Genomic DNA, 15,570 nt, shown 5'->3' on the forward strand with positions numbered 1-15,570 from the left:
GGGGTGTTATCCCCCATTTTTTATTGCTGTAAAATCTTTTCGAGCAATGTATCATCAAATTGTTTTTCTTTCAGCATTTCAATCTCAAAACGGTATGGCGGTTTTTTGTTCTTTTTATCTTCACCGACGTATGGTGTTTCAAGAATTTTTGGAATGTCTTTTAACTGCTCATGATGAACAACATATTGCAGTGCGTCAAAACCTATTTCACCAAAGCCAATATTTTCATGGCGGTCTTTTCTCGCACCTTTGACATTTTTGCTGTCATTGATATGAAGAACTTTAATACGGTCAATGCCAATGATTTTATCGAACTCATTTAGCACTCCGTCAAAGTCTTCGACAATGTTATACCCGGCATCATGTGTATGGCACGTGTCAAAGCACACTGACAGCTGCTCATTGTGTGTAACGCCTTCGATAATCTGCGCAAGCTCCTCAAAGCTTCTGCCGCATTCTGATCCTTTTCCAGCCATTGTTTCTAATGCAATCTGGACATTTTGATTCGGATCAATCACTTCATTTAAGCCTTCAATAATTTTTTTGATGCCCGCTTCAGCTCCTGCCCCTACGTGAGCGCCAGGATGAAGGACAATTTGCTTCGCTCCGATGGCCGCTGTCCGTTCAATTTCTGAACGAAGAAAATCAACACCCAGCTCAAAAGTGGACGGATTTGTCGTGTTGCCAATATTAATAATATAAGGCGCGTGTACGATAATCTCGTCAATGCCGTTTTCTTGCATATGTGCCCGGCCTGCTTCTATATTTAAGTCTTCAATTTTCTTTCGGCGCGTATTTTGCGGTGCGCCTGTATAGATCATAAACGTATTCGCCCCATAAGAGACTGCTTCCTGGCTTGCAGCCAGAAGCATATGTTTTCCGCTCATAGAGACGTGTGAGCCTATTCTCAGCAACAGGTTCCCCTACTTTCTTTTGTTAGATTGGTTTCTTCTCTGTTTTTTCTTGATTTTCTCCATCTCATAGCTCATTTTCTTTTTATACCCAGGCTTAACCTTCTTCGGCTTTTTCACGAGACGATGAGCAATTTCATCCGCTTCATTCGGCGTTTTTTTACGTTTTTTGCGGCGCTGACGGTCATCGCCTTTTTTCCATTCGCCCTTTTCAAGCTCTAAGTACTCAAATTCGATGCCCATTTTTTCAAGTCTTACTAATGCATCCTCATCAGTAAGCTCATAAATGGTCATCGCTTGTCCTGATGAGCCGGCACGAGCCGTTCTGCCCACACGGTGAACATAGAAATCGAGATCATCCGGCAGCTCATAGTTGATAACATGGCTGACACCTTTAATATCAATACCTCTTGCGGCAAGGTCAGTTGCAATGATATATGTGAATTCCAAATCATTGATCTGCTTCATGACTTTTTTCCGCTCACGTGGTGTTAATCCGCCGTGCAGCAAGCCGATTTTCATGCCTTTGCCAGTCAGATACTGGGCAATATGGTCAGCCGTATTTTTCGTGTTGGCAAACACAATCCCCAGGTATGGATTCAGATGCGACATGATGTCAAAAAGGAGCTTGTCCTTGTCACGATGTTTCGAAGGAATGAGGATATGCTCGATTTTCGCAGCAGTCACCTGTTTTGGCTCCACATGGGCGTATTTCGGATTTTCCATGTATTTCTTCAAGAATGGTTTCAGCTTTTCCGGTATGGTCGCTGAGAACACAAGCATTTGCAGATCCTCAGGCATGCGGGAACCGATGTAATCTACATCTGCAAGGAATCCCATGTCCAGCATTAAATCCGCTTCATCAATAACAAGAGATTCCGCTTTATGAACACTTAACGCCTGTTCTTTGATTAAGTCAGCAATCCGTCCGGGTGTACCGACAACAAGATGCGGCTGTATTTTCAATTTATCAATTGATTTTTGTTTATCAGTGCCTCCGATAAAACATTTCGAGCGAATCTGACTGCCTTCCTCACCTTGTGTGATTTTAAGCGCTTCCTGATAAATCTGGTTGGCAAGCTCTCTTGTCGGAGCCGTAATGACTACCTGAACGACATCCTTAGCAGGATCGATTTTGTTTAATAAAGGCAGTAAATAGGCGTGAGTCTTTCCAGTACCCGTCTGAGACTGGCCGATGACGCTTTCTTTTTTTAACACTGCAGGAATCAGCCTTTTCTGGATATCAGTCGGTTCGTAAAAACCAAGGCGATGTACTGCATCTATAATAAATGGTTTCAATTCATAAAGTTCAAATTTCGTTTCTTTCATTTTTCCCAGCTCCTTAAAGCGGCACATTATGTGTCCATCATCACATTATACCCGATTTTGCTTAAAAACACCACGTTTGCAAGGCGTTTGTTTTATTCAGTTATGTAAAGCAAATACCGCAGCCCATGCATATTCTAATAGCAGAGAGAGCTGAAAGGAGGTACAAGTATGTTTTCACCGCAGCAGCCAATGAGAAATTACCCACAGCCCGGACCGCCCCGCCCCATGCCAAATCAGCGAATGATGGGCAGAAGACCGCCTAATATGCGAGGACCTTCATTTGGAGCACAGCAGCAAGGTTTTCAGCAAGCCGGACAATTTCTTCCTCAGGCAAATGCCGGAGCGAGAAATGGTGCAGGTGCAGGCGGAGGCTTAAAAGGAATGCTGTCAAGGTTCCTCCCCGGCGGAGGAGGCGCTGGCAGCGCCGGAGTTCCTGGAATTCCAGGAGCAGGTGCAGCAGCGAGCGGAGGTGCTGGCCTGCAAGGCATTCAAAATATTGCCAATCCTGCATCATTATCCAGTATGCTTGGAAATGTGCAAAAAGTACTCGGCATGGCGCAGCAAGTCACCCCTATGATCCAGCAGTACGGCCCATTAGTCCGCAATCTGCCAGCAATGATGAAGCTGTACAGCCAATTAAGTAAAAGTGATGATACTGAGACAGAGGCCAATGAGGAAAGTGAAAAACAATCCGTTTCAGAAGAATCATCAGAAAAAGAAAAAGAGACTGAAACAAAAACCTCAGATGGGAACAAAAAATCAAAACCAAAAAGTTCTTCTCTCCCAAAGAAATCTAAAACAACTGACAATAAAGAACAAGAATTAAAAACATCTGCCCCGAAGAAAAAGGAAGCTGCCTCTCCTGCTCCGAAAAGAACATCAGGCAGTTCAAAACCGAGATTATATATTTAACATTCTTTGATATCTTAAGTGAGATTGGCTATAATGAGATCAGAAGAATGCAAGAATAGAGCCGTTTGATTACGGCTTTTTATATTGCCTTTACTCACTTCAGTATTGGAGGACAACCGAAAATGGACGTAATTAAAATTTCACCGCGCGGCTATTGCTATGGTGTTGTTGATGCTATGGTCATTGCCAAAAATGCGTCGCTAGATAAAAGCTTGCCAAGACCCATCTATATACTCGGGATGATTGTTCATAATAAACACGTCACTGATGCGTTTGAAGAGGAAGGGATTTTTACATTGGACGGCTCTAACCGTCTGGACATCTTAAAGCAGGTTGACAAAGGAACTGTCATTTTCACTGCGCACGGTGTTTCTCCCGAAGTCAGAAGAATCGCAGAAGAAAAAGGGTTAGTCGCAATTGATGCTACATGTCCGGATGTGACGAAAACGCATAATCTAATCTTAGAGATGAAAGAAAAAGGATATCACGTGATCTATATCGGCAAAAAAGGGCATCCAGAGCCTGAGGGAGCCGTTGGCGTAGCGCCGGAGATCGTTCACTTAGTTGAAACAGAAGAAGATGTAAAGAACCTTGATATCCAAGCCGAGAAGTTAATCGTGACGAATCAAACAACAATGTCTCAATGGGATGTTCACGACATTATGGAGCTTGTCAAAGAAAAATATCCTCATGTCGAATATCACCAAGAGATTTGCCTCGCTACTCAAGTGCGGCAGGAAGCTGTATCAGAGCAGGCAAAAAAAGCGGACTTAACAATCGTTGTCGGAGACCCGAAAAGCAACAATTCAAATAGGCTTGCTCAAGTGTCAGAGGAAATAGCCGGGACAAAAGCATACCGGATCGGCGACTTAAGCGAATTGAAGCTCGAATGGCTGAAAGGCGTTAATACCGTTGCAGTTACAGCGGGAGCTTCAACACCGACGCCGATCACAAAAGAAGTCATTCGCTTTTTAGAGCAGTTTGATCACGAAGATCCATCAACTTGGACAACTGAACATAATATACCGCTCAAAAAAATACTTCCAAAAGTAAAAGCAAAAAACTGAGGCTGTAAAAGCCTCAGTTTTTTTATAGAAATGTAAATGGATTTGTATCTGTTTCAGAAACAAAGATATTCACGCCAAACTTTTTATCATTACACATTGATGTAAGTTTTCTCGTGACGCCTTCTTTCATGATTTTTTCCGCGTAATGGCCCGGATCAACCACATTTAGGCCAAGCATCATCGCATCATGGGCCACATGGAAGTATAAATCTCCTGTGACGTAAACATCGGCTCCCTTTCGTTTTGCATGATGAATATACTTGTTTCCATCTCCGCCAAGAACAGCTACTTTTTTCACCATGCTGTCAGCATCCCCAACCATTCTGACACCATTGACGTCAAGCTTGTCTTTCACAAATAAAGCGAATTCCTTGAGCGTCATCTCATTTTTAAGGGTTCCGACACGGCCGAGCCCTTTTTCGGCGGGAGTCTGTTCGACAGGATAGATATCGTAAGCGACTTCTTCATATGGATGGCTTTTTATCATTGCATTGATAACAGCCTTTTCGACGCTTTTAGGAAATACAGTCTCAAGCCTTACTTCATGAACAAGCTCAAGCTCTCCCACTTCACCGATAAAAGGCTTAGCTCCCTCTAATGGCTTAAAGCTGCCGATTCCTTCAGATGAAAACGCGCAATGGCTGTATTCACCGATATGGCCGGCCCCCGCATTTCCGAGCGCGGCTCTGACCTGCTCTTCATATTCCTTCGGCACGTAAACTGCCAGCTTTTTCAGAGAATCCGTATAAGTAGGTGCCAGCACTTCCGTCTCACTCAGCTCTAATGCTTCAGCAAGCAAATCATTCACGCCGCCGTCCGCAACGTCTAAATTTGTATGAGCTGCATAAACAGCAATATCATGCTTCAAACACTTTTCAATTAACCTTCCGGCAGGCTGATCTGTTGAAATATGCTTTAGCGGCCGGAAAATAGGAGGATGGTGTGCAATAATCAAGTCAACCTCTTTTTCAATCGCTTCATCGATAACGCTCTCTAACACATCAAGTGTAACCATCACATTTTTAATTGGTTTGTTTAAGGTGCCGATTTGCAGGCCGATTTTATCTCCTTCAACCGCATAGGCTTTCGGGGAAAATTGTTCAAACAGCTGGATGATCTGCTGCCCATTTACACTTTTAGCCATGATCGATTACCTCCTTTAACAGCTCCATTCGATCAGCGAGCTCCTTTAATTTTTGTTTGTTTTGCTCTGTATCCGCCGCTTGGCTGATCTGTTCATAAATGCTTTGAGTGTGCTGAAGCTCTTGTGTCCACTTTTTCAAAAAGACAGCATTTTTTTCTTTTGCCAAGAAAGGGCCGACGAGCATCCCGGCTGATAAAGAAATACCGTCATAAGCCGCATCCCTGTCTCCCGCTTCTGCCACCAGCACCTCATAGCACTTTCCGTCCTCTTCAAGGATTACCTCATCTATCAGCGCATATCTTTCTTTATAAAGCCACTCCCTGATATGAACAGCATGAATATTCGGCTGTAAAATAAGCCGTTCCTTCCCCGTTAATTTGTCTTTGCCCGCTTCTAAAATGTGAGCGATCAAAGATCCGCCCATTCCGGCAATCGTAATGGCATCAGCTTCACCTTTTTTAATCACTTCCAGTCCGTCTCCCTGCCTTACAGAAATGTGCGAGTTTAAGCCTGATTTTTCAACCTGCCGCTTTGCAGACAAAAATGGGCCGTCTGTTATTTCTCCGGCAATCGCCCCGCTGGCTTTATGATTCAGCACCGCATAACAAGGAAGGTAGGCGTGGTCAGAGCCGATATCGGCCATCACCGCTCCATTCGGTATGTACTCCGCTACTGTTTGCAATCGTTTAGATAATTTTAATTCGTTCACTTGTCATCACAACTTTTCTCAATCATTTTTTCCTTTACTATCATATAAAAAATCAGCCCGGAATCCAAGCTGAAGCAAATGATTTTGAAATTATTTCTTTTGATGCGGGTCTGCACGCGGCAGTCAAAAATAAAAGGCTGTCGAGAACATCTCGGCGGCCTGTGAATGTATAAAGAGAAAAATAGTTCTTTTATTTAATTTTTGACACCCACTCTGCCATATCATCCAGCTTATCGGCAGGAACAAGACCGGAAGGCATTCCATTACCGCCTTTTTCGATCTTTGTTTTAATTTCAGCGACATCTTTCTTATCCCCTACACCTTTTAAGCTAGGACCCGAAACACCTTCATAATTTTCACCGTGGCATGCGATGCAGTTTGCCTTGTAAATTTCTTCTGGTGAAGCGTTTGCATCTTTCTTTTCAGCAGATTTGCTTTCTCCTCCGCTTGCAATCTCCCGAGAGTCATCAAGTCCTTTTACTGATAAAAAGAAAGTTAGACCAATTCCTAAAACAGCGATCAGCAAAAATGGAATAAGCGGGTTCCATTTCATTTCCCTTCCCCCTTTTTGATCCTTCCCCCTATGTAAACACTTCTAATTCTAACTTATTTTTACAAAAAGTAAATGGATTGCTATACAAAAGTTTTTTATTCACACTTTATACAAAATTGAATTGAAACATGCCTAAATCTCTAATATCCTTTTTATTCTATTGTATAATGTATTGTATACGCTTACAATAGAAAATATGGAATTAGATTTTGAAATTTTTCACCACAATGTTCATTTGCAAATGACATCATTTTTCAGTAAAATAAAGGCATATTATCCATATATCTTTTTAAAAAAAAGAAGAACGGATCTTCAAGACCCGTTCCATCTTATTCAAGGAAATCTTTCAAACGTTTACTTCTGCTAGGATGTCTTAGTTTCCGCAACGCTTTGGCTTCGATTTGTCGAATACGCTCTCTCGTTACTCCAAATACTTTGCCGACCTCTTCTAATGTTCTTGTACGGCCGTCATCAAGACCGAATCGAAGACGCAATACATTTTCTTCACGATCAGTTAACGTATCAAGCACATCTTCCAGCTGCTCTTTCAATAGCTCGTATGCGGCGTGGTCAGAAGGTGAAGTTGCTTCTTGGTCTTCAATGAAATCACCAAGGTGCGAGTCATCCTCTTCACCGATCGGTGTTTCCAGAGATACCGGCTCTTGAGCAATCTTTAAGATTTCGCGTACTTTTTCAGGCGTTAAATCCATATCTTCCGCAATTTCTTCAGGTGTTGGTTCTCTGCCTAAGTCTTGCAGTAATTGACGCTGCACACGGATTAATTTATTAATGGTTTCAACCATATGAACGGGAATCCGGATCGTTCTCGCCTGATCGGCAATGGCGCGTGTAATCGCCTGTCTGATCCACCACGTAGCATACGTACTGAATTTATAACCTTTGCGATAATCAAATTTTTCAACGGCTTTCATCAGGCCCATGTTTCCTTCCTGGATCAGATCAAGGAACAGCATACCGCGTCCGACATACCGTTTTGCGATACTGACAACAAGCCGCAGGTTCGCTTCAGCCAATCTGCGTTTAGATTCTTCGTCACCTTCTTCAATCTTTTGAGCGTAGGCGATTTCTTCTTTTGCAGAAAGAAGGTTAACCCGACCGATTTCCTTTAAATACATACGAACTGGGTCATTGATTTTAACGCCAGGCGGTACACTTAGGTCATTAAGGTCAAATTCTTCTTCGGCTTTGGCAAGCTGCTGAATATTAGGATCTTCTGTTTCTTCATTCTCACTAATTAATTCAACACCTTGTTCACCTAAAAATTCATAATACTCATCCATTTGGTCTGATTCAATTTCAAAGCTGGACATACGCTCAGCAATTTCTTCATATGTCAAAACGCCACGTTTTTTACCAGACTCTGTTAATTGCTCTTTTACTTGGTCGAATGTTAATTCTGTCTCGTGGGTTTGTTTATCAGCCATTATGGATCCCTCCTTCCAAAGCTTGCAACGAATTCTATAAGCGGTATGATTCTTATTCGGTCCATTCAGGCGTTTTCTATGTGAACTGCCTTTAACAATGTGCGAATAATGAAATGACAATTCATGATGAGGTTAAGCGATCTATTTGCTCCTCCGCAAGGAATCATTGCCAATAAATGCTCCTCATCAGTTCTCCAGTTATTTTAAAGATCGGTTCAATGTAACGATTTCTTGAGCCAAAGAAGCAGCTCTTAAAAAATCTTTTTGCCTTTCTGCTTCGGCTCTTTCCGCCTCTTTTTCTTTTATCATTGACCAATTTCTTTGATTCAACACTTTTTTTACATAATCTGATAACTCGGCTTCGCTAAGCTCTTGATTAACCTGAAGCATTAATATATCGGACAAGAGCTGGCTTATATGATCATCCGTCACCCTGGCCATCAGATGCTGAGGCGTCAGCTCGGCTCCCTCTTCATAAAAAGCATAAAGATAAGCGGCTAATGCCCGGTGCTCATCAATATTAAATTGAAACCCTACCCGGTCAATCACTTTTTTGATGACGCTCCGATCTCGAAGCATGTGAGCGAGTAACAGCCTTTCTGCATTTTCATACGCCGGACGCAAACGTTTTTGCCTTGCTTTTGTCGTCAGATGCGCTCGCCGCGTTTTAGTTTCACCGCTATTGTCAGCAGGTTTGTTTTGCTTGCTGAAAACAGACAGCTGCTCAGTTAAAGACTCCTGTGAAAGCGAAAACTCTGAAGCAAGCTGCTTTACATAGACTTCCTGCTCTAGAGACCCTGAAAGCGTGCTGATTTCTTTCAGTACGTCTTTAATGTAAGCTAGGCGGTCGCCTTCATCGGACAGGTTCTTTCCTTTTCGGAAATATTGCATTTTGAACGCCATTACGGTGACACTTGCGTCAATAATGTCGTTTTTAAATTTTTCCCCGCCGAATTTTTTGATGTAATCATCAGGGTCCAATCCGTCAGGAATCATTGCAACTCTGACTTTGCAGCCTTTTTTTTGCAGAAGCTCCGAAGCTTTTAAGGTGGCTTCATAACCGGCTTTATCAGAGTCATAGCAAAGAATGATTTCTTCGACGTTTCTTCTCAGGATCTTGACATGATCATCTGTAAGAGACGTTCCCATCGTGGCTATGCTTTCCTTTACACCCGAGCTTACGGCCGATATGACATCAGCAAACCCTTCAAATAAGACTGCTCTTTCCTGCTTTCTGATATGAAGGCGGGCCTTATAAAAATTGTAAAGCAGTTTGCTTTTATGAAAGAGCGGGGTTTCAGGACTGTTCATATACTTAGGCTGCTGGCTGCCAAGAGCCCTGCCTGAGAAAGCAACAACAGCCCCGTGATGATCATGGATCGGAAACATGACACGGTTTCTGAAGCGGTCGAAATATCCGCTTCCGTCTTCGCGTCTGATCAGGAGACCCGCTTTTTCCATTTGCGCCTCACTAAATCCCCTCTTTACAAGGAATTTCGTGATAAAGTCCCAAGAATCAAGAGCATAGCCAATCTGAAATTCATTAATCAGCTCTTTCGTAAAGCCCCTAGAAAGCAGATAATCCAGTGCCTCTTGACCTTCTTTTGTATTTATTAACAAATGATGGTAAAATTTCTTCAGGAGCTCATGTGCCTCAGCCATTTTTTGTTCTCCAGAAGACTCTGGCCGGGCTCCGGAATGGACTGTTATATCATCTGGAAAATCAATTTGGTATTTGTCAGCAAGGTGAGAAACCGACTCGGCAAAAGAATAGCCTTCCATCTGCCTTAAAAAAGAGAAAACATTGCCGCCCGCTCCGCAGCCAAAGCAATGAAAAATCTGTTTGTCGGGCGATACGGAAAACGAAGGTGTGCTTTCTCCATGAAAAGGACAGAGTCCAAAGTAGTTTCGGCCTTGCTTCTTTAATTGAACATAATCACCTATGACTTCAACGATATCTGCCGACTTTTGCACCTGATCCACAATTTCATCTGGTATCCGATTTCCCATCTTATAACACTCCGTCGTACATTATTCGATGCTTTAGTGCAAAATCCCTTCATCGTTCGACAGGATTTTTTGCAGCAGTGTAATAAATCGTTCTCGATCTTCTTTATTCAATTTTTTAGGCCCTTTGGCATATACGCCTTTTCTTCTTTGTTTGCCGGAAAAATGACGGCCCTCTAGGGCAAAATCAATCGTGTCTTCCTTGTAAAGACGACCTCTTTCCGACATAACGGAGACATTTCTGTTCAACAGCAGAGATGCTAATCCGATGTCCTGCGTCACAACAATATCTCCCGGTTTCACGTGATTTGCGATATATAAATCAGCAGCTTCTTTATGAGGATCAACATACTTCCATTTTTCTTCATTGCTTCTGGAAAGCTGATAATGTTCAAATGAAGCGACAAAAAGAACTTGAACTTCATACTCGGATGCTGTTTGTAAAATTTCATCTTTTACCGGACAAGCATCAGCATCGACAAAAATCGTCTTTTCTTGTTCATTAAGAAGAGTAATTCTCCATCCCTCCATTAAACTCCTGCATAAAAGCAAGCAAAATCGCACATCCTTTATTATTGTGGATGTATATGAATTTGTCGAAAAATTTCCGGGAGAAATTCTTGACATCTTACCCATAATAGTTTATTCGTATCACACGATCCTTAAACCTAAAATTAATCATTTTATCACAATTTTTTATTATAATACAAACTTCACAAAGATGCTATTGTTTTTCATTATTCCCTTTTGGCACAGCCAAAAACCCAGGATAGAGCGTCCTGAGTTATATGTTTTTTGTTTTGAGATGATGGATAATATTTGCTGTTTCCTCAACCGCTTTATTTGAAACATCAACAACCTGGCAGCCGATCCGATCCACAATCTTTTCGAAATACTCGAGTTCCTCTTTGATTCTGTTGATATTTGCATAAATCGCTTTATCATTAAGCCCGAGTGATTTTAAACGTTCTTTTCTGATATGATTCAGTTTATCAGGGCTAATCTTTAAACCGATGCATTTTTTCGGATCAACGTTAAAGAGTTCTTCCGGCGGATCAACCTCCGGTACAATCGGAACATTGGCAACCTTCAGGCGTTTGTGTGCGAGATATTGAGACAGCGGTGTTTTAGACGTTCTTGACACGCCGATCAAAACGATATCAGCTTTTAAAATCCCTCTTGGATCACGTCCATCATCGTATTTAACTGCAAACTCGATGGCCTCCACTTTTTTGAAATAATCTTCATCAAGCTGGCGCACCCGCCCCGGTTCGTATTTCGCTGTTAAACCATAGGCTGTTTCCATTTTATCAATCAACGGGCCGATAATATCATAATATAAAACATTTGCTTTTTCCGCTTCGGCTATCAAATATTCTCTGATTTCCGGCACCACGAGTGTAAAACAGATAATGCCGCCGTCTGCCTTTGCAAGTGAAATCACTTCATTGATAGTGCCTATATCTTCAACATAAGGAATTCTTCTTACATGAGTATCATCCGCCGATCCGTTAAATTGGCTGAGTGCTGCTTTTACTACCAATTCAGCCGTTTCACCGACGGAATCCGATACAACATAGATGATGCGGTTATTCATATTATCCCCCCGTTAGTTTGCAATCTTATAGGATTTCATTTTCAGATAAACTGACAAGTATTTTGGTCATATTTGTTTTTGTCACTCTGCCGATCACTTCAAAGCCTTTATCGGTGTCTTTGATGACAGGCAGTGCATCAATTTGTTTTTCTATTAAGTGCTTTGCAATGTCCATCACATAATCCTCGCGTCTGCACACCGTAATGTTCGGCATCCTTGTCATGATGATGTGAACAGGGACCGATGTAAGCTCCTGCTGGCCAATGCTCGCTCTGAGCAAGTCTTTTCGTGAAAGCACCCCGACTAAAACAGCATCGCGGTCCACCACAAACAGAGTACCTACATCTTCTAAAAACATGGTGCAAATCGCATCGTACACAGAAACGTTTTCGTGAATCACTACGGGGATAGATTGAAAGTCTTTCACCTGAAGCTTTTTGAGTTTATCCGCCAAAAGCTGTGTGCCGGTTTTTCCCGTATAGAAATAACCGACTCTCGGGCGCGCCTCGAGGAATCCTGACATGGTGAGTATGGCTAAATCCGGGCGCAATGTCGCCCTGGTTAGGTTCAGCTTTTCTGCAATATGCTCCCCTGTAATCGGCCCGTTTTCTTTTACAATCTGCAAAATATGTTCTTGCCGTTTATTTAGTTCGATCGTACTCACCACCTTTTCACTTCATAGCTATGTAAAGAAATAATAATCCATATTATAACGTAAATATCTTGTAATCAAACAAAAAACTTATAAATGGGGAAAAGACGATTACAGATCACACAGCAACCGCCTTTTCTCTCTTTATTTTACAATAAGGGCATTCATATTCGCAAAGGACTTGATCTCATCCGCCAAGCTTACCATTTGCGCTAAACGATTTGCCTTTAATGACTCATTATCCGCTATAACCATTGTATGATCGAAGTAAGCATCGATCGGTTCTTTTAAGGCTGCAAGTGAAGCAAGCGCCGCCTCATAATCTTTTTTGCTGAAGTTTTCCTGCAGATTTTGCTTCGCTGTTTGGTAGGCATCAAACAGTTTTGCTTCGTATTCATTTTCAAACAGATCAGGCTGAATGTCTCCGCGGACTCCTTTTTTGCTGATAGAGATCACTCGGCCTAACGCTTCGGCTGTTTCCTTAAAGCCAGGTGCACCAAGCTTTTGCTCCAGTACTTGTGCTTTATGCAGCGCAGAGTACGGCTCAAGCTCAGAGCTTTCCAGCACGGCGTCAATGACATCATGTCTGATTTGTTCAGCATTCAAGACATATTTCAAGCGCTGAGTGAAGAAATCCAGCAGTTCATTTTCTTTATCGGTTTGAACGAAAGTAAGCAGCTCTTCAAATGAAATTCCCCAGTTGCGGTCAAGAAGAATCGCAACAATACCGCTTGCTTGGCGGCGCAGTCCGTAAGGGTCCTGGGAACCGGTCGGAATTACGCCGATAGAGAAGAATGAAGCGATTGTGTCAAGCTTATCCGCCATTGCTACAACAGCTCCGGTGAAAGTAGAAGGCGTTTCTCCGCCCGCTGATCTAGGCATATAATGTTCATTAACTGCCGCAGCCACAGCTTCATCTTCGCCAAGCATTCTCGCATACTTTTCGCCCATAATTCCTTGAAGTTCAGGGAATTCATATATCATATGCGTCACAAGGTCGAATTTAGAAATTTCAGCAGCCCGCTTCACATGTTTTAATGTATCTTCATCAGCCTGAAGACGAACGGCAAGTTTCTCTGCGATTGATGTGACTCTTCTAACCTTATCAGCAAGAGAACCAAGCTCTTCATGGAAAACGATATTTTCAAGCTTCTTCACATTTGCATCAATGTTTAGTTTCTGATCTTCTTTGTAGAAGAATGAAGCATCAGATAAACGTGCGCGCAGCACTTTTTCATTGCCTCGGGCCACATTTTCAATCGCGTGGCTGTTGCCGTTTCGGACTGTGATAAAGTGAGGCAGCAGGTCACCGTTTTTGTCTTTGACAGGGAAGTAGCGCTGATGCTCTTTCATTGTTGTGACAAGCACTTCTTCAGGAATTGACAGAAACTCGGATTCAAATGAACCGTAAAGAGCTGTCGGGTATTCTACTAAATGATTCACTTCATCAAGAAGGTCTTCGTCAACTGGAATGCTCCAATTGTTTTCAGCAGCCATTGTTTCCAGCTGAGATTGAATCATTTGCTTTCGGACGCTAGGATCAGCAATAACATGCTGTTCTTTCAGCTGCTCTTCATAAGCTGAAGGTGATTCAATTGACACTTCATGTCCGAGGAAACGGTGTCCCTGTGTTGTCCGTCCAGACTCAACGTTTGTGATCGAAAATGGAATGACATCCTGTCCAAATAATGCGACAATCCATTTGATCGGTCGGATATAACGCAAATCTTCATTTCCCCAGCGCATGTTTTTCGGGAAATGCAAGCTTGTAATTAAACCGCTCAATTCTGGCAGAAGCGACTTCGTTTCTTGGCCGGCTTGGAATTTTTGCACGAATACATACTCTATGCCTTTTACTTCTTTGATGTACAGGTCTTCCACATTCGCGCCTTGGCCTTTTGAAAAGCCGATTGCCGCTTTTGTCCAGTTCCCGTCCGCATCAAGGGCAATTTTTTTCGCAGGCCCTTTTGCTTCTTCTTTTATATCATCCTGCTTTTCTGCGACATCCTTAACGAACACAGCAAGACGTCTCGGTGTATTGAAGAGTTTCACTTCACCGTGAGTAATGTTTTTTTCTTTAAGCCAGCCTGTCAGCTTGTCGCCAAGCTGAACCATGCTTTCATTCAAAAAGCGCGCCGGCATTTCCTCTAATCCGATCTCTAAAAGTAAATCCTGTTTACTCATGAGAAGAACCCTCCCCTTTAAGCATTGGGAACCCTAGTTTTTCTCGTTCCTCATAGTAGGTTTTTGCTACTTTTCTAGCTAAATTCCGCACTCTTGCGATATAGCCCGTCCGCTCGGTAACAGAGATCGCACCTTTGGCATCAAGCAGGTTGAAAGTGTGCGAGCATTTCAGCACATAGTCATATGCTGGATGAACAAGTCCGTTGTCCATTTGCTTGATCGCTTCTTTTTCATATGTGCTGAACAATTGGAACAGCATATCGACGTCTGATGTTTCAAACGTATAAACAGAATGCTCATATTCAGCCATCATGAATAAATCTTTTACTGTAAACCCTGACGTCCATTCCAAGTCAAACACGTTTTCTTTATCCTGGATATAAGACGCGAGACGCTCAATTCCATACGTAATCTCTACAGAAACGGGTTTACACTCTAATCCCCCGACCTGCTGGAAATACGTAAATTGTGTTATTTCCATTCCGTCAAGCCAAACTTCCCAGCCTAGACCCGCGCAGCCTAAAGACGGATTCTCCCAGTTGTCTTCAACAAAGCGAATATCGTGCTCAAGCGGATCAATTCCAAGAGCACGCAAGGAATCCAAATACAGCTCTTGAATGTTATCAGGTGACGGTTTAATAATGACCTGGAACTGATGATGCTGATACAGTCTGTTCGGGTTCTCCCCGTAGCGGCCGTCTGCCGGACGTCTGGAAGGCTCTACATAAGCCACTTTCCACGGCTCAGGACCGATACTGCGCAAAAATGTATACGGGCTCATCGTGCCGGCTCCTTTTTCTACATCGTAAGCCTGCATAAGCACACAGCCCTGACTGGACCAATGCTTTTGCAAGGTTAGAATCATGTCTTGAATATTCATTTCAAGCACCTCCACTTTTCTTTCATAAGTTGACTGCGGCAGCAACCAAAAAACTCCCGTCTCTATGCTTGCCAGCCGCAAACATAGGGACGAGAGTTCTCCCGCGGTTCCACCCTAGTTGCTGAGAACAAAATCCCAGCCTCTTTTTTAAAATTGCTCAAGAATGCCTTTCGTTGCGTG

The 15,570-nt window shown here is 42.7% G+C and carries 14 protein-coding genes and 1 other annotated feature (1 of these 15 running past the window's edge); of the genes, 2 read left to right on the top strand and 12 right to left on the bottom strand.

Annotated features, from left to right (window positions below):
* Nucleotides 1-20 precede the first annotated feature (20 nt).
* Together QF06_RS10750 and cshB are read right to left on the bottom strand one after the other, a co-directional pair.
* Complete coding sequence (locus QF06_RS10750) at nucleotides 21-914, bottom strand: deoxyribonuclease IV (RefSeq protein WP_009967756.1); 894 nt, start codon at nucleotides 912-914, stop codon at nucleotides 21-23.
* 9 nt (nucleotides 915-923) lie between these two features.
* Complete coding sequence (gene cshB, locus QF06_RS10755; RefSeq protein WP_032677120.1) at nucleotides 924-2,240, bottom strand: DEAD-box ATP-dependent RNA helicase CshB; 1,317 nt, start codon at nucleotides 2,238-2,240, stop codon at nucleotides 924-926.
* A 168-nt stretch (nucleotides 2,241-2,408) separates the two neighbouring features.
* Between cshB and QF06_RS10760 the strand changes: the two genes are divergently transcribed.
* Both QF06_RS10760 and QF06_RS10765 read left to right on the top strand, forming a co-directional pair.
* Entirely contained in the window at nucleotides 2,409-3,152 is a 744-nt protein-coding gene (locus QF06_RS10760) for a YqfQ family protein (RefSeq protein WP_003246095.1), read from the top strand.
* Between the two features lie 122 nt (nucleotides 3,153-3,274).
* Nucleotides 3,275-4,219 carry a 4-hydroxy-3-methylbut-2-enyl diphosphate reductase gene (locus tag QF06_RS10765; RefSeq protein WP_014477361.1) on the top strand — a complete coding sequence of 315 codons (945 nt, stop codon included), beginning with the start codon at nucleotides 3,275-3,277 and terminating at the stop codon, nucleotides 4,217-4,219.
* A 22-nt stretch (nucleotides 4,220-4,241) separates the two neighbouring features.
* Here the strand turns inward: QF06_RS10765 and QF06_RS10770 are convergent, their stop codons facing one another.
* From QF06_RS10770 to glyQ, 10 genes are all read right to left on the bottom strand, one after another.
* Entirely contained in the window at nucleotides 4,242-5,363 is a 1,122-nt protein-coding gene (locus QF06_RS10770; protein ID WP_041850023.1) for a Nif3-like dinuclear metal center hexameric protein, read from the bottom strand.
* Nucleotides 5,356-6,006 carry a tRNA (adenine(22)-N(1))-methyltransferase TrmK gene (trmK, locus tag QF06_RS10775; protein WP_032722127.1) on the bottom strand — a complete coding sequence of 217 codons (651 nt, stop codon included), beginning with the start codon at nucleotides 6,004-6,006 and terminating at the stop codon, nucleotides 5,356-5,358. Before trmK ends, QF06_RS10770 begins: the two co-directional genes overlap by 8 nt.
* 256 nt (nucleotides 6,007-6,262) lie before the next feature.
* Entirely contained in the window at nucleotides 6,263-6,625 is a 363-nt protein-coding gene (cccA, locus tag QF06_RS10780) for a cytochrome c550 (RefSeq protein ID WP_003230068.1), read from the bottom strand.
* A 329-nt stretch (nucleotides 6,626-6,954) separates the two neighbouring features.
* Entirely contained in the window at nucleotides 6,955-8,070 is a 1,116-nt protein-coding gene (gene rpoD, locus QF06_RS10785) for an RNA polymerase sigma factor RpoD (protein WP_003226225.1), read from the bottom strand.
* Between the two features lie 198 nt (nucleotides 8,071-8,268).
* A complete protein-coding gene (gene dnaG, locus QF06_RS10790) occupies nucleotides 8,269-10,080 on the bottom strand; it encodes a DNA primase (RefSeq protein ID WP_015714277.1) in 1,812 nt (603 codons plus the stop codon).
* Between the two features lie 33 nt (nucleotides 10,081-10,113).
* Nucleotides 10,114-10,608 carry a YaiI/YqxD family protein gene (locus tag QF06_RS10795; protein ID WP_003230065.1) on the bottom strand — a complete coding sequence of 165 codons (495 nt, stop codon included), beginning with the start codon at nucleotides 10,606-10,608 and terminating at the stop codon, nucleotides 10,114-10,116.
* A 253-nt stretch (nucleotides 10,609-10,861) separates the two neighbouring features.
* A complete protein-coding gene (locus tag QF06_RS10800; RefSeq protein ID WP_003230064.1) occupies nucleotides 10,862-11,674 on the bottom strand; it encodes a pyruvate, water dikinase regulatory protein in 813 nt (270 codons plus the stop codon).
* Nucleotides 11,675-11,699: 25 nt separating this feature from the next.
* Entirely contained in the window at nucleotides 11,700-12,338 is a 639-nt protein-coding gene (ccpN, locus tag QF06_RS10805; RefSeq protein WP_003237058.1) for a transcriptional regulator CcpN, read from the bottom strand.
* A gap of 132 nt (nucleotides 12,339-12,470) precedes the next feature.
* A complete protein-coding gene (glyS, locus tag QF06_RS10810; protein ID WP_032722129.1) occupies nucleotides 12,471-14,510 on the bottom strand; it encodes a glycine--tRNA ligase subunit beta in 2,040 nt (679 codons plus the stop codon).
* Nucleotides 14,503-15,390, bottom strand: coding sequence for a glycine--tRNA ligase subunit alpha (glyQ, locus tag QF06_RS10815; RefSeq protein ID WP_003226213.1), 888 nt, complete (start codon nucleotides 15,388-15,390; stop codon nucleotides 14,503-14,505). Before glyQ ends, glyS begins: the two co-directional genes overlap by 8 nt.
* 82 nt (nucleotides 15,391-15,472) lie before the next feature.
* Nucleotides 15,473-15,570 (bottom strand) — a binding site (T-box leader); it runs 77 nt beyond the window's last position.

It is taken from the genome of Bacillus sp. YP1 (assembly GCF_000877815.1).
GTDB classification, from domain to species: domain Bacteria; phylum Bacillota; class Bacilli; order Bacillales; family Bacillaceae; genus Bacillus; species Bacillus subtilis.

Excerpts from the sequence above, each read along its gene's own strand:
- QF06_RS10765 (WP_014477361.1), top strand. The coding sequence starts at position 3,275 with ATGGACGTAATTAAAATTTCACCGCGCGGCTATTGCTATGGTGTTGTT.
- dnaG (WP_015714277.1), bottom strand. The coding sequence starts at position 10,080 with ATGGGAAATCGGATACCAGATGAAATTGTGGATCAGGTGCAAAAGTCG.
- QF06_RS10795 (WP_003230065.1), bottom strand. The coding sequence starts at position 10,608 with ATGGAGGGATGGAGAATTACTCTTCTTAATGAACAAGAAAAGACGATT.
- cshB (WP_032677120.1), bottom strand. The coding sequence starts at position 2,240 with ATGAAAGAAACGAAATTTGAACTTTATGAATTGAAACCATTTATTATA.
- rpoD (WP_003226225.1), bottom strand. The coding sequence starts at position 8,070 with ATGGCTGATAAACAAACCCACGAGACAGAATTAACATTCGACCAAGTA.
- glyQ (WP_003226213.1), bottom strand. The coding sequence starts at position 15,390 with ATGAATATTCAAGACATGATTCTAACCTTGCAAAAGCATTGGTCCAGT.
- QF06_RS10770 (WP_041850023.1), bottom strand. The coding sequence starts at position 5,363 with ATGGCTAAAAGTGTAAATGGGCAGCAGATCATCCAGCTGTTTGAACAA.
- QF06_RS10760 (WP_003246095.1), top strand. The coding sequence starts at position 2,409 with ATGTTTTCACCGCAGCAGCCAATGAGAAATTACCCACAGCCCGGACCG.
- QF06_RS10800 (WP_003230064.1), bottom strand. The coding sequence starts at position 11,674 with ATGAATAACCGCATCATCTATGTTGTATCGGATTCCGTCGGTGAAACG.
- cccA (WP_003230068.1), bottom strand. The coding sequence starts at position 6,625 with ATGAAATGGAACCCGCTTATTCCATTTTTGCTGATCGCTGTTTTAGGA.
- trmK (WP_032722127.1), bottom strand. The coding sequence starts at position 6,006 with ATGGCCGATATCGGCTCTGACCACGCCTACCTTCCTTGTTATGCGGTG.
- glyS (WP_032722129.1), bottom strand. The coding sequence starts at position 14,510 with ATGAGTAAACAGGATTTACTTTTAGAGATCGGATTAGAGGAAATGCCG.